The sequence below is a fragment of the Lactobacillus sp. WILCCON 0058 genome (assembly GCF_057198005.1).
In genome coordinates this window covers 495,494-520,628 of record NZ_JBUBHM010000001.1, presented here as the reverse complement: position 1 = coordinate 520,628, position 25,135 = coordinate 495,494, and the positions used below count along the sequence as shown (strand labels likewise).

Sequence of the window (25,135 nt, the reverse complement as noted above, 5' to 3'; positions counted from 1 at the left end):
CCTTACTTCAGCTTGTCAATCAGACCGCTGACTTCGCCGGCCTTGAGCAAGTCGTCAACCGTGATGACTTGAATCTGGTCATAGCGGATAGCCAGGTTCTTGCCAGCCATTGGCGTAACGATGACCAAGTGGCTTGGATCATTGTCCAGTTCATTGATTCTTACGGCCTTGACCGGAGTTTCCTTGCCGGCCTTCTGCATCTGGTCCTTGAACAGGCTGGAAGCCATCGTTACCGTACCCAGGTGCTGGTCGTGCCGGATGAAGTCGACTTCCTTGACCTTGCTGAAGTCGATAGCTGCCAAGCCGTCGCTCTTAGCGGCTGCCTTTTCATTCTTCTTGACCTGGTCTGCTTCTGGCAGGGTTTCACCGGCTGCCTTCAAGCGGGCAACGACCTGGTCGTATTTTGGCGTGCTGAGGAAGTTGCCGACTGATACGTGAAGCGCGTTTGGCGTCTTTTCCTTAGCCCGTTCTGCCAATTCTTCTTGGGTGATAACCAAAAGTCCTGGTTCATCCTTCAAGTTGCGGACAGCAGTGTTAGTAACTGGCAGCTTCAAGCCCGCCTTCTTCACCTTGTCTCTCAAAAGCGATGCCCCCATAGCGGATGAACCCATGCCGGCGTCGCAGGCAAAGATGATTCTTTGTACGTCCTTGTAGCTTTCAACTGTTTCAACAGCTGAAGCACCGTTTTCTTCTTCAGTCAAGCCCTTGGATTCTGCCTTCATGGCTGCCATTTGCCCTTGAGCAGCAGCCAGGTCGCCATCGCCACTCTTGTCCATCTTGTAGATGACAGCAGCTACGATAAAGGAAACGGCAGCTGAGCCAAGAACACCAACAATGTTGCCGAAGTAAGCATCCTTAGCTGAAACCAGCAAGATGGCGATAATTGAGCCAGGGCTGGCAGCAGCAGTCAAGCCACCGCCCAAGACACTGAAGAGGAAGGTCCCGGTAATCCCGCCGGCCATGGCGGCCAGGATCAAGATTGGCTTCATCAGAACATACGGGAAGTAAATTTCGTGCACCCCACCGAGGAAGTGAACGATAATGGCACCCGGAGCAGAACTCTTGGCTGAACCTTTGCCAAAGATTGAGCAGGCCAGCAGGATCCCCAGACCAGGGCCAGGGTTTGATTCCATCAAGAAGAGGACCGACTTGCCGATCTTAGCGGCTTGCTGGATCCCCAAAGGCACCAGGACACCGTTGCCGATCGCGTTGTTCAAGAACAAGACCTTAGCTGGTTCAATCACCAGGTTGGCCAGTGGCAGCAGGTGGTGGGCGATGATCCAGTCAACCCCGTTGGCGATCCAAATCGTGGATACAACCAAAATAGGTCCGATCAAGAAGTAGCTGATGGCTACAAAGATCATCCCCATGATCCCCTGGGAGAAGTTGTTGTAGATCATTTCAAAGCCGGCCTTGACCTTGCTTTGGAAGGCCTGGTCAAACTTCTTAAGGCACCAGGCGCTGAGCGGCCCCATGATCATGGCCCCCAGGAACATTGGAATCCCCGTAGCCTTGTTGGCAGCGTATGGGTAAAGAGCCGGATAAACGATGCCTTGCGCTACCGGGTTGGCCCAAGGGAAGGCCAGGACGATGGTCCCGACAACGGAGATGGCACCAACTACGCCCCCTCTTTCCTCATAAACGCTCTTGCCGCCCGTGTAGGCGATCAAGATTGGAATCATGAAGTACAGCATCGAGCTGGTAAAGCTGTTGATGTACTTGTTCGGGAACCAGCCATTTGGCGACATGAAGATCGCGGTCATGAAGCCCCAGGCAATAATCGCGCCGATGTTTGGCATGATCATGCCTGACAGGAAGGTCCCGAATTTTTGGATCTTTGCCTTAGCTGAGCTCTTGCTCTGAGTTTCAGACATTACTTTTCCTCCTAAACACTAAAAACTACTAAAAACAATAAAACTTACTCTACTTAACTTTTACTTACATTTTTATCTTATTATCAATTGTTTTCGCTTTCAACGGAAAGAAAATAGAACTCTGGCACTGAAAACGGTGCCAGAGTTCCATTTGTGATTTTTGCATTATCGTTGGCCGCGAGCCTGGTTCAACTGCTGGGTCACTTGCCCCAAATACTGCTGGGCAATGCCAGCCGCGATTTCCGGGCAGTTGCCTTCTTCAAACAAGCGAAGCGTCTGATCGCTCATAACCAAAAAGCTGCTGATCATTCCCAGGATATTGGCGCTGGCTTCTGGCAAATCCTCCGGTGCCAAAAGCAGCAGCTGCCGCTTGACCATGATCTGGCTTTGATCCATCGCCACCATAGAAATTGGCTCTGCCAGCTCATAAATGGCAAAGAAGCATTTTTTGACAGCCGGCGTCCTTGTGTGCAAGAGGGCCAGATGACTGCCGGGCAGGCCCAACGGGGCCAGGTCCAGCCGTGACTTCAGCCGGCGGGTAACTTCCAGCCGGTCTTTAACATACTCGCTTGGCACGGCGTTGACAATGGCGGCCAGAATGTCTTCCATATCCATCCCTTGGCTGGCCAGCGGCTGCAAGGTCATCTCCCGCAAGAGCTGCTGGCAAAATGAACTTTCCTGGGCCAGCTTGGTCAGCATGGCTGAAGGATTTTTGAAGCGGCGCGGCTGTTCGACTTCGTTTTTTTCCGGATATTTGGCTACGTAGGCAGCCACCTCGCTTTTAACCCGGTCCAGTTCCCCGCCTAAAAGCAAGGGACTGACCAGGTGGTACTCACGGGGGAAGCCAGGCAAATCTAAAGTAGAAAAGATGATGTCATAGTCTTCCAGTTTTAATTGAGCCAGGCCAGAAGCCCGGGCGGTCTTGACCTGCTTGATTTCCGGAAGCTCTTTTTGCAAGCGGGTCGCCAGAATGGCTGATGTTCCCAAGCCGTTGTCACAAATCACCAGAGCCGACAGGTTGCGGCGTGGTTGCCGGTTGCCGTATTCATTAGCAAAATACAAAAGCAGCAGCTGCAGCTCCGCGACATTTAGTTCCTCTGAAAAGTCCAGCTTCCAAGCAGCTGTGATTGCTTCGTAGAGCTTTGGAAAGTGCATGGTCAACTGGCTTAAGGTCTCAATTCGCACGTTAGGCAGCCGCTTGACCTGGTGCTGGAGCAAACCGGAAATGTGTTTTTGCAGCCGGCGGGCAAAGGCCGGGTTCTTGCTAAAGTCAAAATGTACCTGGTCAGAAACATCTTGAATAAATTGGCCAACCCGCAAATTGACAAAGACCTCCTGGTCGTCATTGGCAAAAGGCACCCGTTGGCCAGCATAAGCTTGCAGCTGGTTGGCCAAAAATGCCACTTCATTTTGTGTCAATGTGACTTCTTCATCATCCAGCTTGGCGAAAATTTGGTAAACATAACTTTGGTATTTCAAAGAATCTGGCTTAGCCGCCGTGTTTTCCACGCTTTTGCCCTGCCGCTGGCGGTCCAGGCTGATGGTAAACAGAAGGATCATTTCAATCAACTGGTAGTCGGTTTCAAAATTGAAAGACGGCAGCAGCCCTTTGACAGCCTGCCAACATTTCTGTAAGTCCTTTTTTGGTAAAAGATCGATGAAAAAATTGCCTGACTTTTCCTGGCCCGGCTTATTGAGGTAGGCAAAAAAGACATAGTCATTGCTTTCACTGAGCAAAATACTGTTAAGAATTCTCCGCCGCTGGCTTTCCTTGCCGCTGATCTGAACCCCCAGACCCTTGGTCCGCTTGAGCAGCACTTGATACTTGGCCAAGGACCCATCTACCGAGTCCAAGTCGGTTTGAACGGTAGCTTCGCTAACACCCAATTGACCAGCCAAGGCAATGATTTTTTCCGGTTCGTCTTTCAATAAAAGCATGGCGGCCAGAGCATTGCCCCGGTCTTCGGCCTTCATCTCTCCTTGACTCTTGCTTTCTTGCACTTCAGCGCGCAGGTCGGCAATCGCCTCAGTCGGCCCAGTCAGCTGCAGATAGCCCTTCTTGTTGGTCAAGGTCAAGTCTGATTTAGCTAGTTCTGGCCTCAGCAAGCCAAATTCCCGGTAGAGGGTCCGTCGGCTGGTCGCCAGCCTTTTTTCCACTTCCGCCAAACTGATGCCGTCTTCGTTTTCTAGCAGAATCTGTAAAATCCTTTTCTGCCGGTCGGTCACAATCATTGCTCTGCCCCCTCTGTCAAAATTACGCCACTATTGTAGCAAAAGTAAATTACTTTTGCTAATGAATAATAATTACTTGCTTTTTTCAATAAAAATAGACAGACGCCTAAGCGCCTGTCTGTTTTGCGTATTTGCCTGTTACTAAAAATTATTCAACCGTGACGCTCTTAGCCAGGTTACGTGGCTTGTCAACGTCCAGGCCCTTGTTCTTGGAAGCGTAGTAAGCCAAAAGCTGAGTCGGCACTACTGACAGCAAAGCTGACAGGTAGTAGTCGATTTCCGGCAAAACGATGTTGTCGCCTTCCTTGGCAAATTGCTTGCCAACAATAGTGATCACGTTGGCCCCGCGGGAAGCTACTTCCTGGATGTTGCCCCGGGTGAGGTCAGCCGTTACCGGGTCGTTGATCAAGGCGATAACCGGCGTGCCGTCTTCGATCAAGGAAATCGTCCCGTGCTTCAGTTCAGCAGCGGCGAAGCCTTCAGTTTGAATGTAGGAAACTTCCTTCAGCTTCAAGGCTCCTTCCAAGGCAACGGCGTGGTCAATCCCCCGGCCGATGTAGAAGGCGTTTCTTGATGGAACCAGGTACTTCTTGGCCAGTTCTTCGATCTTTTCCTTACCGTCAACGATTTCCTGGATGCCTTCAGCAGCCAGGCTCAAGCCTTGCTTCAAGTTCCAGTCCTTAGCTTCCTGGTCGCCCAGCTTTTCACCAACGGCCTTGGCTAAAATTGCCTGCAGGGCAACTTGAGCGGTGTAAGCCTTGGTTGAAGCAACGGCAATTTCCGGACCAGCATTTAAGAGCATGGTATAAGTTGCTTCTCTTGACAAGGTTGACCCTTCAACGTTGGTCATGGTCAAGCTTGGAATCCCCCGCTTGTTGGCTTCAGTCAAGACCACGCGGGAGTCGGCAGTTTCACCAGATTGGGTCAGGAAGATGAAGAATGGGTGCTTGGACATCATTGGGAAGTGGTAGCCAGCTTCTGAAGCATAGCCAACTTCAGTTGGGATGCCCGTAAACTTCTCAAAGATCTGCTGGCCAACCAGACCTGCATGGTAGGAAGTACCAGCCGCGAAGATGTAGATCCGGTCAGCCTGGCTGACAGCGTCGACGATCTTTTCGTCAACAACTGGCTTGCCTGCTTCATCCAGGTAGTCAGTTGACAGGCGGCGCATTACAGCTGGCTGTTCATCAATTTCCTTGAGCATGTAGAATTCGTAAGTGCCCTTAGAAGCGGCATTCGGGTCGATGTCCAAAACGTGAGCTTCTCTTTCAACCTTGTTGCCGTCGTAGTCTTGGATTTCGATTGAGTCCTTGGTTACGTCAGCACAGTCGCCGTCGTTCAAGGCGATAAAGGTCTTGGTTTGGTCCAGAACGGAAATCGCGTCTGACGCGATAATGTTGAAGCCATCACCCAGGCCCAGCATCATCGGGCTCTTGTTCTTAGCAATGTAAATGTGGTCTGGCTTGGTGTTGTCTACCAGCAAGAAGGCGTATGAGCCCTTGACCAGCTTCAAAGCCTTCTTGAAGGCGGTAAAAGCATCCAGATTGTCGTCCTTGGCAAACTTAGCTACCAATTGCACGATAACTTCAGTGTCGGTTTCAGACTTGAAGTGAACGCCTGCCAAATACTTTTCCTTCAATTCCAGGTAATTTTCAATAACGCCGTTGTGGACCAGGTAGAAGCGGCCGTCTTCTGAGTAATGCGGGTGGGCGTTTTCTACTGTCGGATGGCCGTGGGTTGCCCAGCGGGTGTGGCCGATCCCGGTCGTCCCTTCTTCTTCTGGCGTCAGCTTCTCTTCCAGATTGGCGATCCGGCCGACTGCCTTGGTCAAGTATTCATGCCCTTGTAAATCATTGAGGTAGATACCGGCTGAGTCGTAGCCGCGGTATTCCAAGTTCTTCAAACCGTTCAAAACAACTTCTCTAGCTGGCTTGCCAACTACACCGACAATTCCGCACATATGTCTTCTCCTTTGGTCTAGTTCAATTTAAGTGATTGGACTAATTTGTATTTTTGCGCTTGCAATAGGAATCATAGCTGTTTTTTTGGCCCGGGTCAAGTCTTTACTCTCAAATTGGTATAATTGTAAGCGGTAAATTGGCCAGCTTAACTTTTTCTTTGCAAAAAGGTCTAAAAAAAGCCCCCATCTTGCCAGATGGAGGCTTAAAATCAATCTTCTTTCTTGTCTTCTTCCTCGTTGCTCTCCGCGCTGACCGGGATTGGCCGGTGCTCAATCGGAGTTGAGAAGGCGATTTCGGTCTTGGTGCGGCCAAATTTCTGCAGCTCGTTGACTAAGTGGTCCAGTTCTTCTGGCCGCCGGTAGGCCGCCTGGATCAGCATGGAGTAGTCCCCCGTCACGCAGTCGCACTGGATGACGTTTGGGATCTTCTCGATGAAGGGGTAGAACTCGCTCTTGTCTTCCGGCTTGACTTCCAGATTGATGAAGGCCTTGACCACGTAACCCATGGACGAGTAGTCGATGTCCGCATAGTAGTGCTTGATAAGATCGTTGGCCTCCATCCGTCTGATGCGGTTGGCTACGGCCGGAGAAGACATGAAATTGGCTTCCGCGATATCCTTGACGGAAATGCGGGCATTCTTTTCCAACATTTGTAAAATGCGTCGGTCGGTTTTATCGATTTTGTATTCAACCATTTCGTTCTCCCACCTATTCAACAGCTGCACTGGTTATTTTAATCGTTTTATTAAAAATATTATATTCCTACAAGAACTCAGTGCAAGACTTTTTCTGAAAAAAGACTTATAGCTTGCATCCCGCCATTAAGCAAAGAAGCTGACGATCAAGGTCAAGATCGGCAGTCCCCCTTGCATCAAAAGGATCTTCGGCTGGCTGGTCACGGCCCCGTAGGCCGCAACCAGAATCATGTAAGCCAAGAGCAGCTGCAAAACGATCTTGCTCAAGGCGAAGGCGGCAATCAAGGTCAAGACTGCCAACAAGCCGTTGTAAATCCCCTGGTTCTTAAAAAGGACGTTCAAAGCCGGACGGCGCAGTTCCTCTTGGCTGATCTGAAAGACTTCCGCGGTTTTCTTGGAAGTCGTTGCAAAAGTTTCCAAATACATGATATAGAAGAACTCCGCCGCCACCAGGCAGGCTAAAATTTGTAAAGCTATTTTCATTGTTAACTCCTCACTTTGTCAAATCAGCATAAGCTGATAGTGACATTTTACTTAAAACTGAATGATAAAGTCAAACCATATGTTGCCGATCATTCACAGTCGTTGCTTAAATCCGCGATTTTCCTGGCCGGTATGCCGGCAAATACCCCATTGGCTGGCAGATCCTGGTCAACCACGGCTCCAGCTTCCACGACAACGTTGTCGCCGATTTTGACCCCGGCTAAAACCGTGACTCTTGCCCCAAGGCAGACGTCATTGCCAATTTCAACCCCCTTGGCCTGGGCCAGGCGCTGGCGGCGCTGGTGGGTTGACCGGGGATGGGCAATTGTCGTTAGCAGGCAGTTGGGGCCAAAAGTCACGTAGTCGCCAATGTGGACCTCGCCGGCATCTTCGATGGTTAAACCGCTGGCCGCAAAAAAGTGGTGGCCGATATAGATGTTGGGCCCATTCAGGCAGCTGAAGCTGGTTCCAAAGACGGCCTGGTCCCCCAAAGCTCCCAGGTGCATCTTTAAGCGCAAGAGCTGGGCCGGCCGGTCCAGGTTGTTGCCCTGCCTCAGTTCATCGTTCCAGATGATCCCGGCTTCTTGATAATACTCAACTTCCGGGGCGGTCAACTGGTAGAAGCCGCCAGCGCGCATTTTTTCTAATTCATTCATGGTCTTTTTCCTTTAAGCTTTTTCTCAACAGTTAATTATAAGCGAAAACGTTTATTAAAAAAGCTTTCAACAGAAAAAATGCTCTGAAAAATCAAACCATATTCGTGCTGGTCACATAGGCCCGCTGGCCTGGCATCTCTGCTACCAGCTGCAGGCGGAGGCGACCAGAATAATTCTTAATCCGGAAATTCTCTTCAACGATTTCGCCATCAGCTTGGCTGCCCAGACGCCTCAAGAGGGCATAAAATTCCTTCTTATAGATGGTCTCAAAAGCTTCGCCCTCCAAGCGCAAAGACTTGATCAAATTCTGGGAGGCCTTGTTGGCATAAATGAGCTCAAGTTTTCCCTTCCGATCCAGGACAACCATGACCGGAACAGTTTCCACCAGCTCTTGGTTATTTCTCCCGCTGAAAGGATACAAGGCGTTCAAAACATTGACCTGGCCGATCTTTTGGTAAAAGTCGTGCTCAGCCTGGCTTTCAAATTCCAGGCCACGCTCCTTCCTTTTGGCCGCAATCTTGTCTTTTGGCAGGGGCTGGGAGAAGTAGAAGCCCTGAGTCAAAACGCAGCCGATAGAATGGAGGAAGTCGTATTCATCCTTGGTCTCCACCCCTTCTGACAAGGTTTCGATCCCCAGCCGCTTGGCCATGTCGATCACGTCCATCAAGATAGTTGGCGTTTTTTCATTGGCGTGACGAAGAAAGGCCATGTCGATCTTGAGCAGGTCAAAGTCAAAGTTCTGCAGACTGTTTAAAGATGAGAAGCCGCTGCCGAAGTCGTCCAGCCAGACCTGGTAGCCGTCTTCGTGGAAGCGGCTGATGTGTTCCCGGATGACGGCTTCGGTATTGCTGAGCAAGGCTGACTCGGTAATTTCAATTCTGATCTGATTGCTCTTTACTCCATGCTGGTTCAAAATGGCGTTGATTTTTTCATGCAGGTCGGGCAGCTCCAGGTCATAACGGGACAGGTTGACTGAAACCATTGGATAATTTTCGTCTTTTTGCATGGCTTCTGCCAAGTCCTGGCAGACCAGGTCCAAAATGTGCAGGTCCAGCTTGTGGATAAGGTGCCCCCGCTCCAGGACTTCAATGAATTCGCCAGGGTTCAAAAAGCCATACTTGGGGTCGACCCAGCGGGCCAACGCCTCATAAGTACTGATCTTGGAGCTGAAGGTGTCCACGATTGGCTGGTAGTAGACCTTGATCCAGCCCTTGGCCACAGCTTCATCAATGTGACTGAGGAGGTAGTTTGCCAAAGTCAGGTCAGCTTCCATTTTCGGATCATAACGGCAATAGTAGTTCCGGTAGTTGCCGACGGCATTGTTGGCCGCGATTCTGGCCCGGTCCATGACAAAAGAAACCTGCTGGTCATTGGCCGACAGCGGGTAGATCCCGGCTCTGATCGAAGCCCCGAAGGCTTCATCCCCGATAATGGCGTCATGAATATTCCTAATGGCTTGATCTACTTTGTTATCGGGAACCAAAGCGTAAAAGTGGTCAGCAACCGGCCGGACCAGCCAGGGGCTGCCCACTTCCTGGCCAATTACTTGAGCCAGCCGCTTTAAAAGCTCATCGCCGGCTTTCAGCCCATGCTCTTTGTTAAAAAACTTGAAATTGCTGATGTCAAAGTGGACCAGGTCCAGTTTCATACCAGGATCAGCCTTGATTTCGGCTAATTCATAGGCAACATGGTGGCGGAAGGCCGTCACGCTGCACAGGCCAGTCACGCTGTCAGCTGAAGAGCCTTTTTCCACGTAAAAGGACTTTTGCAAAAGCCCTGACATGTGGCTGGAAACAATCTGCATGACCGGAAGGGCCAGATCCATGTCTTTAGGTTGGTCTGCCCCGACAAAGCCGACCAGGTCATTTTCAAAGTAAAATGGGCACAAGACCAGACTGCTGATCTCCTGGCGGGAAAATATCCCATATAACACGGGATCAGCCTCCTTGAAAGCAGCCATGTCGCTGATATAGTAACCAGAATTTTCCCTAAAGGCCTGGGCAAAAGGCGAGCCAAGATCAGCCCGCGGCATGTCCTGCAGGGTCGCCCGCTCGGAAACAACTCCCGGCGCGCACCATTCATAGGTGTTGTCATAGAGCTGCTTGTCATTCAGCTGGAAGATATAGGTCCGGGCAGCCCCCAGCTTTTCCCCGATTTCACCGAGGAAGATCATGATCGCGTCGCTAGGATCCCCATCCTGCATGGCCCGGTCCATACAGTGGTTCATCATTCCTACATAGCCCATCATTTTATTTGCTTCCGCGGGAGAAAGACTGCTGAAATCAAAATTCCTCTTAAAAGCACCAAATTTTTCCAAGCTTTACCTCACAAGCAAAACACGAATTTCCTAGTCAAAACACCGTTAACTGAAGAAGGCACTCGCGGCTTGGCCGGAGTGTCTACCTTTTAAAGCAAAAAATACTATAAAGCATTCGATTAGTAAAATCAAGTTATTAGCGTGAGATAATAAAATACTTATTGATAAAACTGAGAAACGTTGTTTTTTATTGTTTTCATATGATATTTCATAAATCATTTATTATCTAATTTGTCTTTTTTCTCCAGGTATTCCAGCAAAAAAGCCTGGGCTAAAGAGTTCGGCCGGATCTGCCGGCGGGCTTCTTCTATGCTCAGCCAGTTCCAGGCATCAATTTCTTCGTTGGGGATAACCCTTTCCTTCTGGTCAACGGTCACCGTATAGTTGAGCATCAAGGTGTTTGAGGGGGCAAAATACTGACTGCGGTTGAAATGGAGGCTTTTGGCCGTAAGGTGAAGTTCCTCCATTAATTCTCTTTGGCAGGTATCTTCAGCGTTTTCCCCTTTATTAACGTAGCCAGCCACTAGGATATAGGAGTCCTTCCCGTACTGCTTGATCAAGAGGACCTGGTCGCCTGCCTCATTCATGACGATCATGCTGACGGCAACAGAAAATACCGGAAAGCGGAAGTCCCCGCATTGTTCGCAATATGGGATCAAGCCATCCAGAGGCAACTCCTTTTTAGTCAATTTTTGCCCGCATTGGGGGCAGTAGTTCAGTTCAAACATTTTTTAGTCACTCGCTTATCTACTCAATCTGTTATCTGCTTCAGTAGTTAACATTTAAATATACTTGCTGCCTTCCCGCCGGCTCAAAGGACTAAGTTGGCGGGAAGCGATATAGCTTCTGACCCAGGCCGGGTTGGTCTTCGAGTAGTCCCTTAAGGCCCAGCCGATAGCCTTGTTGACAAAAAACTCCTGGCTGCCCAGGTTGAGGTCGATGATTTGCCCCAAAAGGTCTGGGTCCGTTGCCTCTTTTAAGCCTAGCTGGAATTCTATTGCCGTCCGCCGGACCCAAAAGTCGGGATCTTGCGCCCAGGCCAGCATGAGGGCGGCCGTCTTTTCCCTGTTTTCCTCATCTCTGACAAAAACCTGCCCCACCAGTTTGACCAGGCCGTCAACGCTGTCCCACCAGGACTTGGTCTCAGCCAGCTGCTTGATTTTTCCTAAATCCTTAAAAGTCAGCTGCCTTTCTACTCTTTTCAAGTAGTCCAAGGCAAAGTACTGCATTTCCCGGTAGTCGTCCTTAAAGCAGAGGTCAACCAGGTCCCAATCTATTTCTTCTTTAGTCACGCCTTTTAAAAAAGGTCTGGATAGGTCCCGGCGCAAGGGACTCTTGATCCCGTAGAAAGGAAAAAGATTCCGCATGTACTTGCTCATGGCCTGGGCGTTTTCTTCATTGGCGGCAGCTGCATAAGCCTTTTTAACTGCCTGGTACTTTGAAAAAGAAGTCATTTTTTCACCGAGCTTTCATCTTTATGTCAGTCTGTATGGTAAAATATAAGCTATTACGCGTGGTGCTAGTTGAAGAAGTTGAGTCCATATCTCTGTAGGATGTAGCTGATATTGTAAGTTAGTACGATTATCTCGACGGTTTGTTGGAAACCGTCTGTACTTCTTGCAAGAATATTTTCAATTCCGTAGTACTTTAGTACAGAGAACACACTCTCGATCGTTCGGCGAATTGCCATTAGCTCTCTTTTGTTATGCTGCTTAGCACCTTTCATATTTTTCCGGTAAGGTGTCCACAGTATATAGCCGTTTATCTTGAGAGTATCGTGCAGCTGCTTGCCTATATAGCCTTCATCGCCTAAAATAAAGTGCCCTTCGGGATGGGTAGTGAGAATCAGCTCTTCTGCTTCTTTTGCATCGTGTATTGATGCTTGTGTGATTACATAGCCAAGAACATAACCGTCTTGAGCTACGGCAAAGTGGCCTTTAAAGCCGTAATAGTAAAACTGTTTGGTTGAGTTATAGCCAATGTTGGCAATTCCTTCAAACACTTTAGCTCTGCGGTTTCTGATTGGCTGACACAAAGGCATGGGTAGACTGTCAATGATCATGTACTGATCAGACAGATCGACTCTTGAGTTTAGTTCGTTGACGATCTGAACAGTGATGCCAAGAAGCGCTCTAGCTCTGCGATTGAAACGAGATCTGGAGAGCCCACAAAGTCCCCAACAGCGAGCAAATCTGCGCTGAGAAGATATACCTTCCTCAGCTTGCCAGACAAGTAATGCAATAATTTCGTAGTCTGGAACCTTTACCAGACTGGCATTGCGACGGTGAGTTAACCGAGATGGAGCGTACTTGTAATAAAGTTTCTTGCAGATTTTCGACAAAGTTCGAAATTCCACTTGCAAACGGTGACTATAACGTTTAATCTGTAGTTGGTTCAACATTGTAAGGACTCCTTTCTTTTTTCCAACTAGAGTCTACAATGTTGGACCTTTTTTGTTAAGAAATTGAAACTATATTTCAACTAGCACCACGCGTAAGCTATTGTGTGCTCTAGCACAATAGTTTCTAATTTATATTTTCTAGTTTTTACTTTCTATTTGTTATTTTAACTTGATTTATGGAGGATCAACATGAAAGAAAAGTTGACGCATGCTGAATCGCTGACGATTTCCAGCATGCTCTTCGGCCTCTTCTTCGGGGCCGGGAACCTGATTTTTCCTGCCTACCTGGGGGAAGCCAGCGGGGCCAATCTCTGGATCTCCCTCCTGGGCTTCTTGATCACCGGGGTGGGCCTGCCCCTTTTGGCCATCGCCTCTTTGGGGATGACCAGGTCAGAAGGCTTATTAGACCTCTCAAGCCGGGTCAGCCACAAGTACAGCTACTTCTTTACCTGCCTTCTGTATCTGACCATCGGGCCCTTCTTCGCCATTCCCCGCTGCTTCACGGTTCCTTTTGAAACCGGGATTTCTGCCCTTTTGCCAAGCGGGATGAGCAAAAGCACCGGCCTCTTTATTTTCTCACTGATCTTCTTTTCGATCATGCTTTTCTTCTCTTTGAGACCAGGCCGGATCATGGACTGGATCGGCAAGTTTCTGACTCCGGCCTTCTTGCTCTTTTTCTTCTTTATCATGATCACCGCGCTTCTTCATCCCTTGGGCAGCTACCAGGCAGTCAAGCCGGTTGGCGAATACGCCAGCGCCCCACTAATCAGCGGGGTCTTGGCCGGCTACAATACCATGGATGCTTTAGCGGGCCTGGCCTTTGGCATTATCGTCATCTCCAGCATCCGGACCTTCGGGATCACCAAGCCGGAAAAAGTTGCTTCCGCGACCTTAAAAACCGGTATCCTCACCTGCCTTTTGATGGCGGTGATCTATGCCATTACCGCCCTGGTCGGGGCCCAGAGCCGGAGCAGCCTGGGTCTGGCCGCTAACGGCGGGGAAGCCCTGTCCGCGATTGCCCGCCACTACTTCCCAGGTCTGGGGGCAGTAATTTTTGCCTTGATGATCTTCGTGGCCTGCCTTAAGACGGCGATCGGCCTCATCACGGCCTGCAGCGAGACTTTTGTGGAAATGTTTCCTAAAACCCTGTCATACAACAAGTGGGCCATCATCTTCAGCCTGCTGGCCTTCGGCATTGCCAATGTGGGTCTGACCACCATCATTTCCTTCTCTCTGCCAGTCTTGATGCTGCTCTATCCGCTGGCGATTTCCTTGATCCTGCTGGCCTTGACCAGTAAGCTCTTTGACTTTAAGCAGGTCGACTACCAGATCATGACGGCTGTTACCTTCCTCTGCGCCCTGGGCGACTTCTTCAAGGCTTTGCCGGCAGGGATGCAGGTCAAGGCAGTTACCAGCCTTTACGGCCGCCTCCTGCCCCTTTACCAGGACGGGCTTGGCTGGCTGGTTCCAGTCGCTGTTACCTTTGTCATTTTGGCCATTAAGGCTTCAATCAGCAAAAAACGCGCCTAACGTAAAAACAGAGTTTCCAATTAAGAAGGAAACTCTGTTTTTTCTATTTTCTGATGAATTGCTCATCGCCGGCCGCCTCTTCAGCTGAAACGTAGCGTTCAACGCTCATGTGCAGGTCATACTTCTCGCGCAGCTGGGCCAATTGGCCCATCATCGGTGAAGCGTGGTGGGCATCCAGTGCCGCCTGGTTTTCCCAGCTGTCGATCAAAAGGATGGTTTCCGGGTCATCCAGGGGCTGGAAGTATTCATAGCGGAGGTTGCCAGCTTCTGCCCGGATGGCCTTGGCCACCCCGCTTGCTTCCATTTCCGCCGCGAACTTGCGGGCACTGCCGTTTTGGCCGCGATAGTAAAGGTTGACTGTTAAACTCATTTTTTCTCCTGCTTTCTGCTTAAGTATCCGCTTACATATCTAGCTTACCAGATTTTTCCTCTTCTGACCGGTCCGGAATTCTCAGCCAGTGCTTGCCCGGCTCATGAATGTTGAAACGCTTGGCCAGGTAGTCCGGGTCACTGCTTTTGATAAAAGCAATGCCCCAGTTCTCCAAGGCTTCAGCCACTGGATACAGGCTCTGCCCCAGCTGGCTTAAGCTGTATTCCACGTGCGGCGGCACTTCAGGGTAGACCTTCCGGTCGACCAGCTGGTCTGCCTGCATCTCTTTCAAGCTCTGTGTCAGCATCTTCTGACTGACGCCGACGACCCCCTTTTTCAATTCGCCATAGCGCTTGGGCCCCTGCAGCAGCTCCCGCAAAATCAGAATCTTCCACTTGCTGTCCAGCAGGGAAATGGTCACCGCGCAGGGACAAATGTCAAATCTGCTGATATCTTCAGCCATAATCATCACCTCTAAAGCTCATGATAGCACAATACTAACTTTTAGTAACCAATCTTACAAAAAAGTGGCTACTTACAAAAAGTTAGTTCCAGTAGTAAGCTGGAAACCGTAAAGAGCAAAAAAAGGTTATTTAAAGAATGAGAGGTTTAATATTTATGGAATTTTTAGATGCGGTTAAAAAACGGCACTCAGTCAGAGACTTCAGCAAGCGGGAGGTCAGCCGCGAAGACTTGCTGGCCATCGTTGACGCAGCCAAGCTGACCCCCTCTTGGGCCAACAGCCAAACTTGGAAGCTGGTGATTGCCAGCGGTGAGACCCTGGAAAAGATCCGTCGCCATCACGAGTCTGCCGCCGGCCAGGAAAACCAGGACACCCCGGAAGTGCCGCCGCTGCACCGGGATACCATGGGCCCGGTGGGGATGAAGAACGTGAGCGGCTGGATGAGCGGCATCAATGATTTTATGAGCAAGGACCCGCAGGCCATGGCTAAAGACGCGGCCAGCCTGTACAATGCCCCGGCTGTAGCTTATCTGCTGATGCCGCGCGCTACTGCCCCGTATTCAGCATACGACCTGGGGGCATTTGGTCAGACCTTGATGCTGGCCGCCACCGACCGGGGGATCGACTCAATCCCGGCCATGGAATACGTTCTCTACCCTAAGTTTCTGCATGAAGCACTGGATGTGGACAATGATTACGTTTTTGCCTTGGGCATCGGCCTTGGCTACGAAAAAGAAGACTCCTTGATCAACCATTTCCGGGCAAGCAGAATGGACAATGACGAATTCTTGACATTTAAAGACTAAAAATATAGATCCGCTCCAAAAGTTTTGGGAGCGGATCTTTCGCGTTTTCAGTATTCAGAGTTTTTTAAAAAAACTACCGGTATTCACAGTCCGCCAAATGGTCGTTGACGATACCGATGCTTTGCAAAAAAGAGTGGGTGATCACCGGGCCAACGAACTTGAAGCCGCGCTTCTTGAGGTCCTTGCTGACTTCTTTTGACAAGTCGCTTTGGGCCGGAACTTCTTCAAGCTTTTCGTAATGCCGGTCGACCTGCTGGCCCGCCGTAAAATGCCAGAGATAGGCATCAAAGCTGCCGTATTCTTCCTGCACTTTCAAAGCCGCCTGGGCATTGCTTCTGACGCTGAAAATCTTGCTCCGGTTGCGGATCAGCTTTCTATCTTTCAAAAGAGCTTCCAGCTCTTCGTCAGTCATCGCCGCGCAGGCCGCGATTTCAAAGTCATGAAAGGCTTCCTTATAAGCCTCCCGCTTGTGCATAATTGTCCGCCAAGACAAGCCTACGCTGGCGCCTTCCAAGCAGAGCAATTCAAACTCGAAGCGGTCGCTGCGCTTGATCTTGCACCACTCATGGTCATGGTATTCTTCCAGCAGCTTGTCGCCTTCCGCCCACCGGCGGCAAATATTTTCGCTCATTTGGTCCTCCTTGACAAAAATCTTTTGCTTACTATTGAAGTATCTTTCCTACCAATCGGCAGTTTCTTTCTCATACACCTGCTTGCGGAACTGCTGGGGCGACTTGCCTGTCAGCCGCTTGAAAAACTGGGAAAACTGGCTGGGACTAGAGTAGCCCAGCTGCTGGGCTAAAGCGGTCACCGACTCATCGCTGAAGCGAAGCAACTGCTTGGCCTTCAAGAGCCTCTGCTGGTCGATGTAATTTTTGATCCCTTGGCCAGTCTCTTCCTTAAACACATGCTGCAGATAAGACTGGCTGACGTGCAGCTGGCCGGCAATTTCCGCCAAATCCGGGGGCGGATTCAAGTTCTCACTTATATACTGCTGGGCCCGATAGACCAAGGGACTGACTGCCTGCCGCTTTTGCTGGCACAAACGGTTGATAAAAATCTCCCCGATCGCCCGGGTGTATTCGTACAGGTTGGAAATCTGCACGTCGCTCTCGATTCCCTTGATGATCTCATCGCTGAGCTGGTAGGCTTCTTGAATGCTCAAACCACCTTCGATCGCCGCCCGGGTATAAAGGGTCGTGGCCGAAATCGCCAGATCCTTCTTGCTTCTAAGCGAGGAAGGATTGAAGCGGCCAAAATTCCCGACTTGGACGAAGTGGCGGAAATCATGATTGTAGCGGTCAAGGTCGCCGCGGCGGACATCAGTCATGATTTTCTCTTCAGCCAGGCGCCCTTCCAATGTCGGCTGGTTATCTTGCAAATTCATTCCCAAATTGTCCCCGGTCGCAATCTGCCCGATATTTTCATTAAAAACCGGCTCTCTTTGATAAAGCATCCAGTACAGGCAAAAGACCAAGTGGCGGAAACGCTCCACGCTCAAAAGGGGAACCTGCCGATCATAGTTTCCCTTCCCCTTCAAAGAATAACTGGTGCTCCAGGCCACGATGAGCTCCTGCTCATAAGGAAAAGCGGCCAGCAGGCTGAGATACTTTTCCTGCTTCAGCTGGACCTCTTTGCCCTGCTCCTTGGCCAAATTCCGCAAAAGCTGCTTTTTGGGCAAAACCGCCAAGGGCCGGGTATAGCTCTCAATGATTTTTTCTTCTTTAACCGAATACAGGCACAGGTCCAAATCCGTGGCCTGCTGAAATTCGCTTAACAGTTTTGTCGTCTCTAGCATTTGTAATCGCTCTCTTTTTAACGCTTTATCTAAAATTATAGCACGAATTATAAAAAAGCGTTCTGGAAATCCCGCATAATAGTAACCGTTAAGAGATGAAGCGGTTACAAATGTCCGCGATACCATGTCTGAGGTGACAACAAGTGAAGATAAGCAATATTCAAATCAACCACATGACTGAGCCGGTTGGCTTTCAGCTGGCCAGCCCCCTCTGGATCTCTGCCGAGCTGACCGGGGCAGCCGTCAAGACCGTCAGCTGCCGCCTGGTTATCAAGACCGCCGGCGAAACCGTCTACGACACGGGCCTTGCAGAAGGCAGCAGCCTTATTTTCCAGACTGACATCGACTTACAGCCCCGCAGCCGCTACGAAGTCGAAATTTTTGCCGCTAGCGGCGAAGAAAAAATTTCTGCCTCCAGCTTCTTTGAAACTGGCTACATGAAAGAAAACCTGCTGGGCAAGTGGATCGGCGACCCGCAAAAAGACCGTCACGGGGTGATCTTCCGCCGCCGCTTCACCAGCCGCAATGTCCAACAAGCCCGCCTCTACGTAACCGCCCTTGGTCTTTACGAGGTCTGGCTGGACGGGCAAAAATTAGGCGACGAATACCTGGCTCCCGGCTTTACCGACTACAACTACTATTTGCAAAGAGCCGTCTACGATGCCAGCCCCCTTTTAGCCAAAAATGGCAGCCACGAGCTGGAAATCATGGTGGCTGACGGCTGGTACCGGGGCAAATTGGGACTTAAAGAACACGGCGGGATCGCCAACAACTATGGCGACCAATTGATGGCTGTCTGCGACTTGCGGATGCTGGACGAGGATGGCCAAGAAGAAATCATCACGACCGATGAAAACTGGGACCTGGTCCAGTCCCCGGTGCCGCACTCCGGCATCTACTACGGGGAAGACTTTGACCCGACCCTACCTAAACGAAAGTTAGGTCAAGCAGTTCTGGTTAAGCCAGTCAGCCGCTACATCATCGACCGGCTCAGCCTGCCAATTACCGGGCATGAAGTTTTTTCAGCCAAATTGCTTAACACGCCAAGCGGGGACTGCGTCCTGGACTTTGGCCAAAACCTGGCTGGCTGGGTTGAATTCTACAACCGCCTGCCAAGAGGCGAGAAAGTCGACCTGCAGTTTGGCGAAATCCTGCAAAATGGAGAATTCTACCGGGACAACCTCCGCTCAGCCCGGGCCAGCTTCACTTATGTCAGTGACGGAGAGGCCGCTTGGGTCCGCCCCCACTTCAGCTACTTCGGCTTCCGCTATGCCAAGTTGACCGGCTTTGGCCAAATCGACCCAGCTGACTTTAAGGCTGTGGCCCTGTACTCCGACATGCAAGAAACTGGCTGGCTGAAGAGCAGCCGGAAAGAAGTCAACCGCCTCTTTGAGAACGTAAAATGGGGGCAGAAGTCCAACTTCATCGATGTTCCAACCGACTGCCCGCAGCGCGATGAGCGCCTGGGCTGGACCGGGGACGCGGCAGTTTTTGCCAAGACGGCTTCCTACAACATGGACACATACGAATTTTTCAAAAAATTCAGCTATGACATGGCCGTCGAACAAAGCCAATATGAAGGCAAGCTTCCCCTCTACGTGCCGAGCGTCGGTGAAAAAGACGGGGGCAAGGCCGTCTGGAGCGACGCCAGCGTCATCATTCCTTGGCAGGCCTACTCCCGCAGCCAGGACCCGGCCATTTTGAAGCAAAACATCGGAGCCATGATGTCCTGGGTCGACTGGGTCCATGACCGGGCGCAAGCCGCCGGCAACGAATACCTCTGGCTGGGCGACGACCAGCTGGGCGACTGGCTTGCCCTGGACACCGAAGACATCATGCACTTAAAGGGCAAGACCGACGACGACCTGATCGCCAGCGCCTTTTACTACCACTCAGCCAGTCTGCTGGCCCAAAGCGCCCAAGTGCTGAAAATGAAGCATGAACAGCAGTACTACCGGCAGCTGGCCAAATTGATCAAGCAGGCCTTCTTGGAAGAATTCTTCACCAAGTCCGGCCGGCCTTTAGCCGACACGCAAACCGGCTTAGCCATCTGCCTCAGCTTCGGCCTTTACCCGGATCAGGAAAAAGACCGCTTAGTCCGCCGCTTGGTTGACATTATCGAAAAGAACCATAAGCACTTAAGCACCGGCTTTGTGGGCACGCCCCTTTTATTGCCGGCCCTGTCCAGAAACGGGGAGCACAAGCTGGCCGTCCGCCTCTTTTTGAACAACGATTTCCCTAGTTGGCTCTACGAAGTTGAGCACGGAGCCACGACCATCTGGGAAAGATGGGATTCCGTTGATTCCTCCGGCAAGATCGCCCAAAATGGGATGAACTCCCTCAACCACTACTCAAGCGGCGCTGTCATGCAGTGGGCTTATGAAGACCTGCTGGGCTTAAAGCAAGATGGCAATCTGGTCAGCTGGCAGCCGCGGATCAGTCCGGAATTTCCGGAATTTGCTGGGCAGATTTCCCTGCCGGCCGGCAGCTTGCAAGCGGGCTGGGAAATCATCAGTCCAAACGAAGTCAAGCTGCACTTAACCGTGCCTTTTGGCGGCCAGGTCAACCTGGACCTAGCAGAAATGCAAAAAATGCTGGGGCCGGGCACTTACGAATTTACCATCGTCCCCGACCAGCCCCTGCTTACCTCCTTTGACGTGCACACGCCGCTGAAGGACTACTGCCAAATCGAAAGCTTGGCCGACCAGCTGCAGGACCTGGTGCCTTTCTGGGGTTTTTTGACCACGCCGGGCAACCTGGACCACTTTCAAGACTTCTCCTTATACCAGCTCAGCCAGGAGATGCGGGGCATCGGCTTCAAGCCATTAGATAAAAACGAAATCAAGCAAATCAACCAATTATTCCAAAATTATTCTTTGCAAAAAGCAAGCGAGGTAGCAAAATGAAACGCTTTTTCTCAAAATTGGCCATTCTTCTATTGAATGTCTTCGTGGTCGCTTCTGGCGCCACGGCCGCCACTGTTCCTTTGATGACCAAGTCCTTCAGCAATGTCAGCCCAACCATGATCGAGCTCTTGATGACGGTGCCGGCCTTGGGGATCATCTTTTTTACGCCATTGAGCAACTTCATCGTTGACCGGATCGGGGTCAAGAAAGACATCATGCTTGGTCTTTTGATCATCTTGATCTCCGGGGTTACGCCAGCTTTGACCACCAACTTTGCCTTGATCTTCATCTCCAGAATCGGGATCGGGGTCGGGACCGGGATGCTGGCTTCCTACGCTTTAGCCTTGATCATCGCCCTTTACCAGGGCCAGGAACAAGGACAAATGATGGGTCTTTCCAGCGTCGTTCAAGGGCTGGGGATGTTCCTCATGACCTACTTTGCCGGCTCTTTGATGCGCTACGGCTGGCAGGCTTCCTACTGGGTTAACGCTTTTGCCCTCCTGGTCTTCTTGCTCGTCCTCTTCTTTATTCCAAGCAGCATTGACCAAAAGTTCGCGGCCAGCCAAAACCCGCAAAAGCAAGTCAAGACTGACAAGCACGTTGACGGTCCTGTCTGGCTCTTGGCCATCTTCATGTTCTGCTTCAACGCTACTTTCGCCTTCATCACCATCCGCTTTGCCAGCCTGGTTGTTGCTAAGGGCTACGGCACTGTCCAAGACGCCAGCACCTTGCTGGGGGTAATGTCTTTTGCTATGGCCGCTGGCGGCTTCATCTTCATGGCCTTGAAGGGGGGCATCAAGCACTTCTCCATGGCGATTGCCCTGGCTTGCGGGACCTTAGCCTTTGTCATCCTGCCTTTGTCAAACTCCTTAGTCCTCAGCGGTCTGGCTGTCGTTTTGGTCGGCATCGCCGTTTCCATGTCCATGGTTTCCATGGGTTCCTACGTGGGTGACTTCACCAGCCCTTCCCGGGTGCCATTCTCAACTTCCGTGGCCATGTCAGCCGCCAACATCGGGACCTTGGTCTCACCATACATTGCCCAGGCAGTAAGCAAGATTTTTGGCAGCAATTCTCCAGCAACCACCTTCGTCTTTGGGGCCTTCGTCTTCGCCATCCTCTTGGTCGTAGCCATCTTGATCGGAGTCAACTACAATAAGCTGGCCCAAGGTTCAAAAGCAAAGAAAGTAGACAACACTAACAATTTGGAGGGACAAAATGCTTAGTCAAGCAGCTGAAAAAGCAATCGAATTTTCAAGAAAATACATCAAGCCGGCCCAAAGAGAGCCGCTTACGCCAGACGTAGTCCAAGGGGCCCGCAAGTCAGCTGATGACGGCAACCCCTTCAGCTTCCCGGCTGGGGTAACTTTAGAAGAAATAACCAGTCCGGTTAAAGGCGAATTTTACCGGCTGGAAGAAAAAACTTCGCCTGACACGGTCCTCCTTTTTTTGCATGGGGGTGCCTACGCTACCGGGACGGTCAAGTCCCGCCGCCGGCTGGCGGTAACTTTGGGCCAATTAGTCTCCTGCGACGTCTTTGCGGCTGACTACACCCAATACCCGGAAGGCCGGCATCCCGCGGCCCAAAACGATGTTGAAGCCGCCTACGCTTACTTGAGAGGACGCTTTAGCCACATCCTGGTCTTCGGCGAATCCGCCGGGGCCAGCCTGGCCTTGACCTTGACCTTGTCCTTAAAGGCAAAAGGTGAAAAATTGCCAGACCGCCTGGCTCTCTTTTCCCCGGTTATTTCCCAGCTCAGTATTCTGACTTCAGAATACTTGAACGATGACCGGGACCCGATGCTGGTTGGGGCCGGCGACCCCGTTCCGTATTTCACCGAGCCGGCCAAGAAGGATCCCTTGATTTCACCGATTTACGGCGACTACCAGGGCTTTCCGCCAATGATGATCAATTGCGGCAGCGAAGAGGTCAAGCTGGACCACTCCTTGATTTTGAACTACCTCGCCACTAAGGCCGGCGTTGACACGACCTTGAAGGTCTGGCCAGGACTTTTCCACGTCTTTGTCCTTTTTGACATGCCGGAAAGCGACCAGGCTTTAAAGGAGATCTCGGCTTTTTTGAGAAAGGACTAACGCTTCAGCATGACAACATTTCTTTGCTTAGACATCGGAGGCACCAAGTTAAAAAGCGCCCTGGCCGACGAAGAGGGCAACTTGACTGACAAGCAGACCAGCCCCACCCCGGCGGTAGCTGAAGCCTTTACCGGCAAGATCCAGTCTTTGGTCGGCCAATATAAAGAGCAGATCAGCGGGATCGCCATTAGTACGCCTGGTACGGTTGATCCTGTGACCCAGCGCCTGCGCTTTGGAGGGATGCTGCCTTTTCTGGACGGAATCAGTTTTAGTAACTTGCTCTGCGATTTTGACCTGCCAATTCATGTCGAAAATGACGGCAAGGCCGCGGCTTTAGCTGAAGTCTGGCAGGGCAGCTTAAAAGGCACCGATACTGGCGCCGTTATCGTCTTAGGGACGGCGGTTGGCGGCGGGATTATCATCAACCATCGCCTCCACTATGGCCTGCATGCTCAAGCCGGGGAATTCAGCTTCATGATGACCCGGGATCCAGCTGGCGGCGATGAAAAAATGGTGGCCCACAACAGCTCAGCTGTAGAAATGGTCCAAGCTATGAACCAAGCAGCTGGGAACGTCGACCTCTTAGACGGACAGGCAGCTTTTGCCAGCGCGGCCAGCGGCAACCAGGCGGCTCTGGCGGTGTTGGACCAGTGTAGCCTCAACCTTGCCCAGCTGATCTTGAACATCCAGACCATCATTGACGGCGACCGGGTAGCCATCGGCGGCGGTGTTTCCGCCCAGCCCCTCCTGCTTGACCGGATCAAGGCAGCTTATGAGCGGCTGACCAAAAGTCCGGCCATCATCGGCGAAACTTTGACCAAACCGGAGATCGTGGCCGCCAAATTCCGCAATGATGCCAACTTGCTGGGGGCCTTATACGGTCTTTTGCAAAATACCAATTTTGACTTAAAGGAGGCAGCCGATGAATTCTAAAAAAGCCATGCTCGTCGGCCGGATTGCCAGCATCATGTCAATTCTGATGTACGTTTCCTATTTTCCGCAGATCATGAACAACCTGCACGGTCAATACGGCAACCCCGTTCAGCCGCTTGTGGCCTGCATCAACAGCACTTTTTGGTGCAGCTACGCCCTATTGCAAAAGTACAAGGACTGGCCGGTCTTTATTGCCAATGTTCCAGGCATTATTTTTGGCCTAATCACTTTCCTAACGGCCCTGCACTGATTCTGATATTTTCCATCTTCTATCTTATATATTTAGCTTTTTAAAAATTCGGTAAAAAACTCCCTCTGGCAAATCAGTAATGCCAGAGGGAGTTTTGTTCTCTATTATAAGTCCAGCAGGCCGTCTTCATCAAGAATTTGCACCTGCTTGCCATTCCTTTTAACCAAAGTCATTTTTTCGAGGAGTTTAAATTTGCGAGAGAGAGTTTCGGGGGTAGTTCCGAGGTATAATGCGATATCTTTCATCTTCATGGACAGCTGGACCTGGTCGCTTCCAGCCACCTTAGCTAAGTCAAGCAGGTAGCTGGCCAGTCTTTCTTCGACTCTTTCCATAGCCAAAAACTGGGTCTGTCTCTCTGTTTCCAGCAGCTTCTGGGCGCTGAGTTCCAGCAATTTGAGGGAGAGCTGGGGATTTTCCAAGAGAACCCGGTTGAAGTCTGCCTTGCTCAAGCTGCAGATCTCCGTGTTCTCCATGGCCTGACCGAAGAAGCTGTCATTTTCCAGGCCAAAAAGCTGCTTTTCCCCTTCATAGCCGCCCGGCTCCACGACCCTGAGCAGCTGCTCACGGCCACTGGCAGAGAGCTGGTAGACCTTCATGTTCCCCCGGGCCACGATCTGCAGCTTTTCATCCCCTGGCTGAAAAATCATCTCACCTTTTTGATAGCGCCGGTGGCTGGCCAGGGAATTAATCTTAAGCTGGTCTTTTTCTGGCAGGTCCGCGAACAGCGGGACCAGGCTGACACATATATGCTGCATTTTGCTCTCCTCTGCTGGTAAAAATTAGCCCTGGACCAAGTGGTCGAATTCTTCCAGGGTCTGGTAGGTCTTGGTCATCGCCCCGCAGGCATCAGCCGGGATAGCGTAATCCGCGGTCAATTCCCGCAGCTTGGCAAAGTCGGCAGTCAAGTCTTCCTGGCCACTCTTGACCTCTTTTTGAATATTTTCGTAAACCTTGCGAACCTCAAAGACTTCCGGGTGGTGATCGCCGTGGGCCTTGGTAATTGCCTGCGTATACAAGTCTAACATTTCATCGTTCTTTGCGAAAAATTCCTTGATCATCATTTTCTCCTTTTTTCAATCAGTCGTTTTATTGTTTCTTTTTTTACTTTTGCTTTTCTTGTTTTACTTTTATTTAGCGCTAGCCTTTAAAACGTCATAGCCGATGTTTTTCACGGCCTGGCTGATCGTGTCCAAATTGGTTTTGTCCGGGTCAAAGCTGGCCTTGGCCTTGCTGGCGTTGAAGAGGACCTTGACGCTGGTCTTTTCAACCCCGTCAACGCTGGCGATCGCTCCCGCGATCTTCTGCATGCAGGTCGGGCAGGCCAGGGTTTCCAGTTGCAAAATTGCTTTTTGCATGATTTTTCGTCCTTT

The 25,135-nt window shown here is 50.9% G+C and carries 23 protein-coding genes and 1 pseudogene; 7 read left to right on the top strand and 17 right to left on the bottom strand.

The annotated features are described in order from the left end of the window. Positions 1-2: 2 nt before the first annotated feature. From ACYVUU_RS02590 to ACYVUU_RS02545, 10 genes are all read right to left on the bottom strand, one after another. Entirely contained in the window at positions 3-1,874 is a 1,872-nt protein-coding gene (locus ACYVUU_RS02590) for a PTS mannitol transporter subunit IIBC (protein ID WP_484499861.1), read from the bottom strand. A gap of 165 nt (positions 1,875-2,039) precedes the next feature. Further along, complete coding sequence (locus ACYVUU_RS02585) at positions 2,040-4,106, bottom strand: BglG family transcription antiterminator (RefSeq protein WP_484499860.1); 2,067 nt, start codon at positions 4,104-4,106, stop codon at positions 2,040-2,042. A 148-nt stretch (positions 4,107-4,254) separates the two neighbouring features. Next, the gene (gene glmS, locus ACYVUU_RS02580; protein ID WP_484499859.1) at positions 4,255-6,066 is read right to left on the bottom strand and encodes a glutamine--fructose-6-phosphate transaminase (isomerizing); all 1,812 of its coding nucleotides are present in this window, start codon (positions 6,064-6,066) and stop codon (positions 4,255-4,257) included. A 209-nt stretch (positions 6,067-6,275) separates the two neighbouring features. Beyond that, positions 6,276-6,761 carry an Lrp/AsnC family transcriptional regulator gene (locus ACYVUU_RS02575; RefSeq protein ID WP_439775698.1) on the bottom strand — a complete coding sequence of 162 codons (486 nt, stop codon included), beginning with the start codon at positions 6,759-6,761 and terminating at the stop codon, positions 6,276-6,278. A gap of 126 nt (positions 6,762-6,887) precedes the next feature. Beyond that, positions 6,888-7,244, bottom strand: a complete 357-nt coding sequence (locus ACYVUU_RS02570) for a DUF1304 domain-containing protein (protein WP_484499858.1) — start codon at positions 7,242-7,244, stop codon at positions 6,888-6,890. Positions 7,245-7,333: 89 nt separating this feature from the next. Continuing rightward, positions 7,334-7,900 carry a DapH/DapD/GlmU-related protein gene (locus tag ACYVUU_RS02565; RefSeq protein WP_484499857.1) on the bottom strand — a complete coding sequence of 189 codons (567 nt, stop codon included), beginning with the start codon at positions 7,898-7,900 and terminating at the stop codon, positions 7,334-7,336. A 91-nt stretch (positions 7,901-7,991) separates the two neighbouring features. After that, positions 7,992-10,148 carry a sensor domain-containing diguanylate cyclase gene (locus ACYVUU_RS02560; protein WP_484499856.1) on the bottom strand — a complete coding sequence of 719 codons (2,157 nt, stop codon included), beginning with the start codon at positions 10,146-10,148 and terminating at the stop codon, positions 7,992-7,994. A gap of 284 nt (positions 10,149-10,432) precedes the next feature. Then, the gene (locus ACYVUU_RS02555; protein WP_484499855.1) at positions 10,433-10,945 is read right to left on the bottom strand and encodes an NAD(+) diphosphatase; all 513 of its coding nucleotides are present in this window, start codon (positions 10,943-10,945) and stop codon (positions 10,433-10,435) included. A 54-nt stretch (positions 10,946-10,999) separates the two neighbouring features. Beyond that, complete coding sequence (locus ACYVUU_RS02550; protein WP_484499853.1) at positions 11,000-11,671, bottom strand: DNA alkylation repair protein; 672 nt, start codon at positions 11,669-11,671, stop codon at positions 11,000-11,002. Positions 11,672-11,736: 65 nt separating this feature from the next. After that, positions 11,737-12,615, bottom strand: coding sequence for an IS982 family transposase (locus ACYVUU_RS02545; protein ID WP_484499368.1), 879 nt, complete (start codon positions 12,613-12,615; stop codon positions 11,737-11,739). Between the two features lie 192 nt (positions 12,616-12,807). On the opposite strand from ACYVUU_RS02545, the gene brnQ reads away from it, so the two are divergent. Beyond that, positions 12,808-14,148: a branched-chain amino acid transport system II carrier protein gene (gene brnQ, locus ACYVUU_RS02540; RefSeq protein ID WP_484499852.1), complete on the top strand. Its 1,341-nt coding sequence runs from the start codon at positions 12,808-12,810 to the stop codon at positions 14,146-14,148. Between the two features lie 43 nt (positions 14,149-14,191). On the opposite strand, the gene ACYVUU_RS02535 is transcribed toward brnQ, so the two are convergent. Together ACYVUU_RS02535 and ACYVUU_RS02530 are read right to left on the bottom strand one after the other, a co-directional pair. Further along, positions 14,192-14,518 (bottom strand): putative quinol monooxygenase, encoded by a 327-nt coding sequence (locus ACYVUU_RS02535; RefSeq protein ID WP_484499851.1) that lies wholly within the window; start codon positions 14,516-14,518, stop codon positions 14,192-14,194. A gap of 151 nt (positions 14,519-14,669) precedes the next feature. Then, positions 14,670-14,987, bottom strand: a pseudogene (locus ACYVUU_RS02530) (winged helix-turn-helix transcriptional regulator); the annotation flags it as partial. A gap of 149 nt (positions 14,988-15,136) precedes the next feature. On the opposite strand from ACYVUU_RS02530, the gene ACYVUU_RS02525 reads away from it, so the two are divergent. Next, positions 15,137-15,787 carry a nitroreductase gene (locus ACYVUU_RS02525; protein ID WP_484499850.1) on the top strand — a complete coding sequence of 217 codons (651 nt, stop codon included), beginning with the start codon at positions 15,137-15,139 and terminating at the stop codon, positions 15,785-15,787. Positions 15,788-15,860: 73 nt separating this feature from the next. On the opposite strand, the gene ACYVUU_RS02520 is transcribed toward ACYVUU_RS02525, so the two are convergent. Then, entirely contained in the window at positions 15,861-16,418 is a 558-nt protein-coding gene (locus tag ACYVUU_RS02520) for a DNA-3-methyladenine glycosylase I (RefSeq protein ID WP_484499849.1), read from the bottom strand. Positions 16,419-16,466: 48 nt separating this feature from the next. After that, the gene (locus ACYVUU_RS02515; protein ID WP_439775707.1) at positions 16,467-17,585 is read right to left on the bottom strand and encodes a helix-turn-helix transcriptional regulator; all 1,119 of its coding nucleotides are present in this window, start codon (positions 17,583-17,585) and stop codon (positions 16,467-16,469) included. A 143-nt stretch (positions 17,586-17,728) separates the two neighbouring features. On the opposite strand from ACYVUU_RS02515, the gene ACYVUU_RS02510 reads away from it, so the two are divergent. From ACYVUU_RS02510 to ACYVUU_RS02490, 5 genes are read left to right on the top strand one after another with little or no spacing between them, the layout of a single operon-like run. Next, entirely contained in the window at positions 17,729-20,491 is a 2,763-nt protein-coding gene (locus tag ACYVUU_RS02510) for a family 78 glycoside hydrolase catalytic domain (RefSeq protein WP_484499848.1), read from the top strand. After that, a complete protein-coding gene (locus tag ACYVUU_RS02505; protein ID WP_439775709.1) occupies positions 20,488-21,714 on the top strand; it encodes an MFS transporter in 1,227 nt (408 codons plus the stop codon). The genes ACYVUU_RS02510 and ACYVUU_RS02505 overlap by 4 nt, the downstream gene beginning before the upstream one ends. Then, positions 21,707-22,582, top strand: a complete 876-nt coding sequence (locus tag ACYVUU_RS02500; protein ID WP_484499847.1) for an alpha/beta hydrolase — start codon at positions 21,707-21,709, stop codon at positions 22,580-22,582. The genes ACYVUU_RS02505 and ACYVUU_RS02500 overlap by 8 nt, the downstream gene beginning before the upstream one ends. Before the next feature lie 9 nt (positions 22,583-22,591). Further along, entirely contained in the window at positions 22,592-23,515 is a 924-nt protein-coding gene (locus tag ACYVUU_RS02495; protein WP_439775711.1) for an ROK family protein, read from the top strand. Continuing rightward, complete coding sequence (locus tag ACYVUU_RS02490; RefSeq protein ID WP_439775712.1) at positions 23,505-23,765, top strand: SemiSWEET family transporter; 261 nt, start codon at positions 23,505-23,507, stop codon at positions 23,763-23,765. Before ACYVUU_RS02495 ends, ACYVUU_RS02490 begins: the two co-directional genes overlap by 11 nt. A gap of 104 nt (positions 23,766-23,869) precedes the next feature. Here the strand turns inward: ACYVUU_RS02490 and ACYVUU_RS02485 are convergent, their stop codons facing one another. The 3 genes from ACYVUU_RS02485 to ACYVUU_RS02475 all read right to left on the bottom strand — a co-directional run bounded on the left by ACYVUU_RS02485 (position 23,870) and on the right by ACYVUU_RS02475 (position 25,120). Next, on the bottom strand, positions 23,870-24,520 hold the full coding sequence (locus tag ACYVUU_RS02485) for a Crp/Fnr family transcriptional regulator (RefSeq protein ID WP_484499846.1): 651 nt from the start codon (positions 24,518-24,520) through the stop codon (positions 23,870-23,872). A 24-nt stretch (positions 24,521-24,544) separates the two neighbouring features. Then, on the bottom strand, positions 24,545-24,826 hold the full coding sequence (locus ACYVUU_RS02480; protein ID WP_484499845.1) for an iron-sulfur cluster repair di-iron protein, ric: 282 nt from the start codon (positions 24,824-24,826) through the stop codon (positions 24,545-24,547). A gap of 66 nt (positions 24,827-24,892) precedes the next feature. Continuing rightward, positions 24,893-25,120 (bottom strand): heavy-metal-associated domain-containing protein, encoded by a 228-nt coding sequence (locus ACYVUU_RS02475; RefSeq protein WP_484499844.1) that lies wholly within the window; start codon positions 25,118-25,120, stop codon positions 24,893-24,895. Between the last annotated feature and the right edge of the window lie 15 nt (positions 25,121-25,135).

Coding starts and splice junctions, on each gene's coding strand:
- ACYVUU_RS02475 (WP_484499844.1), bottom strand. CDS start 25,120: ATGCAAAAAGCAATTTTGCAACTGGAAACCCTGGCCTGCCCGACCTGC.
- ACYVUU_RS02505 (WP_439775709.1), top strand. CDS start 20,488: ATGAAACGCTTTTTCTCAAAATTGGCCATTCTTCTATTGAATGTCTTC.
- ACYVUU_RS02490 (WP_439775712.1), top strand. CDS start 23,505: ATGAATTCTAAAAAAGCCATGCTCGTCGGCCGGATTGCCAGCATCATG.
- ACYVUU_RS02480 (WP_484499845.1), bottom strand. CDS start 24,826: ATGATGATCAAGGAATTTTTCGCAAAGAACGATGAAATGTTAGACTTG.
- ACYVUU_RS02500 (WP_484499847.1), top strand. CDS start 21,707: ATGCTTAGTCAAGCAGCTGAAAAAGCAATCGAATTTTCAAGAAAATAC.
- ACYVUU_RS02535 (WP_484499851.1), bottom strand. CDS start 14,518: ATGAGTTTAACAGTCAACCTTTACTATCGCGGCCAAAACGGCAGTGCC.
- ACYVUU_RS02560 (WP_484499856.1), bottom strand. CDS start 10,148: ATGATGGGCTATGTAGGAATGATGAACCACTGTATGGACCGGGCCATG.
- ACYVUU_RS02590 (WP_484499861.1), bottom strand. CDS start 1,874: ATGTCTGAAACTCAGAGCAAGAGCTCAGCTAAGGCAAAGATCCAAAAA.
- ACYVUU_RS02575 (WP_439775698.1), bottom strand. CDS start 6,761: ATGGTTGAATACAAAATCGATAAAACCGACCGACGCATTTTACAAATG.
- ACYVUU_RS02520 (WP_484499849.1), bottom strand. CDS start 16,418: ATGAGCGAAAATATTTGCCGCCGGTGGGCGGAAGGCGACAAGCTGCTG.
- ACYVUU_RS02555 (WP_484499855.1), bottom strand. CDS start 10,945: ATGTTTGAACTGAACTACTGCCCCCAATGCGGGCAAAAATTGACTAAA.
- ACYVUU_RS02525 (WP_484499850.1), top strand. CDS start 15,137: ATGGAATTTTTAGATGCGGTTAAAAAACGGCACTCAGTCAGAGACTTC.
- ACYVUU_RS02495 (WP_439775711.1), top strand. CDS start 22,592: ATGACAACATTTCTTTGCTTAGACATCGGAGGCACCAAGTTAAAAAGC.
- ACYVUU_RS02515 (WP_439775707.1), bottom strand. CDS start 17,585: ATGCTAGAGACGACAAAACTGTTAAGCGAATTTCAGCAGGCCACGGAT.
- ACYVUU_RS02550 (WP_484499853.1), bottom strand. CDS start 11,671: ATGACTTCTTTTTCAAAGTACCAGGCAGTTAAAAAGGCTTATGCAGCT.
- ACYVUU_RS02485 (WP_484499846.1), bottom strand. CDS start 24,520: ATGCAGCATATATGTGTCAGCCTGGTCCCGCTGTTCGCGGACCTGCCA.
- ACYVUU_RS02565 (WP_484499857.1), bottom strand. CDS start 7,900: ATGAATGAATTAGAAAAAATGCGCGCTGGCGGCTTCTACCAGTTGACC.
- brnQ (WP_484499852.1), top strand. CDS start 12,808: ATGAAAGAAAAGTTGACGCATGCTGAATCGCTGACGATTTCCAGCATG.
- ACYVUU_RS02570 (WP_484499858.1), bottom strand. CDS start 7,244: ATGAAAATAGCTTTACAAATTTTAGCCTGCCTGGTGGCGGCGGAGTTC.
- ACYVUU_RS02585 (WP_484499860.1), bottom strand. CDS start 4,106: ATGATTGTGACCGACCGGCAGAAAAGGATTTTACAGATTCTGCTAGAA.
- glmS (WP_484499859.1), bottom strand. CDS start 6,066: ATGTGCGGAATTGTCGGTGTAGTTGGCAAGCCAGCTAGAGAAGTTGTT.